Source organism: Collinsella sp. SGI.095, from assembly GCF_050314535.1.
In the GTDB taxonomy this organism is placed as follows: Bacteria; Actinomycetota; Coriobacteriia; order Coriobacteriales; family Coriobacteriaceae; genus Collinsella.
The window spans coordinates 1-1084 of record NZ_JBNPNG010000054.1; the positions used below are offsets into that span (position 1 = coordinate 1).

Annotated in this window: 1 protein-coding gene; it reads right to left on the reverse strand. The window is 72.5% G+C overall.

What is annotated here, in order from left to right:
• Positions 1-225: 225 nt before the first annotated feature.
• Positions 226-1084 (reverse strand): IS30 family transposase (locus ACQRCA_RS08430; RefSeq protein ID WP_427719889.1); only part of this gene is annotated, 859 nt, incomplete at its 5' end.

A 1084-nucleotide genomic window follows, 5' to 3' on the forward strand; every position in this document is an offset into this window, starting at 1 on the left:
GTTGATTTCCGATCTCAGCCGAACACATTGAGCTGATGGCACGCTCCCGCAGTTAACCGAACGTCCCCGCGGCCCCTCTCGGGCCCCGGGGGCGCCATTTTCCCAGTTGAAGGAATGGTGGAGATGTGTTTCGATGGGTCCGGTGGCCATGCTCCGCCCGCCGCCCGGCACCTCTTCCCAGACTCAGCCGGACGGTCGGTCCGTCTATTCCGTTTTTCTCCTAGGCTAGGCCAGCGGGGCATCGCCCCTCTCTGCGCGCGCCCTCTCGATGAGCCCCGGCGTCAGGTCGAGCTCCCCGATGGGCACGTCCCCCACGCCGTAGGCGTCCAGCAGCGCCGCCGCGTCCTCCCCGAGCATCGCCCTGAAGGCGCGCGCGGGCGTCGCGAAGCCGAGCGCGCCGCGGGGCTCGGAGTTCACGTGCGACATGGCCAGCGCCAGGTCGGCCGGGGCGAGCCGGTCGAACCTGATTCCGGCGCCCTTGGGCAGCAGCTTCCTGATCTCGACGTGGTTGCGCTCGCAGGCGCCCTTCTGGTCGCTGCGCCTGGGGTCGCAGTAGAACAGCCTCGTCTCGCCCGGCCCCTCGCCGAGCAGCGCCGCGATCGCCGCCTCGTCGGAGAACTCGGCGCCGTTGTCGGTGAGGACGGCGCGGAACACGCGGCGCGTCCCGTCGGCGCCGAGGACGGCCCGGACGCCCCCCAGGGCGCCCGCGACGCACCCGGCGGTCTTCTCCTCCAGCGGCAGCGCGAGCTGGAGCCTGCTGGGGCGGTGCAGCAGCGTGAGCAGGCAGGCGGAGTCCTCCCGGGCCCCCTCGACGGTGTCCATCTCCCAGGCCGCGGCGCACGCGTCCTCCCCGAGGGCGAGGAACGCGGCATGCGACCTGCGGGCGGAGTGGCGGGTCGCCGCCCGGCCCGCGGCGCGCTTCCTCGGCCTGTAGCCGACCTTGCGCCTGAGCTCCATGTTGGTCATGCCGTCGTAGCCCGCCGAGACCCAGCGGTAGATGGTCGACGGCGACAGGTCCACCGGGCCGCCGTTGCGCGCCGCCATCTGCTCGGGCGACAGCCCCCGGCGCAGGCAGTCCCTTATC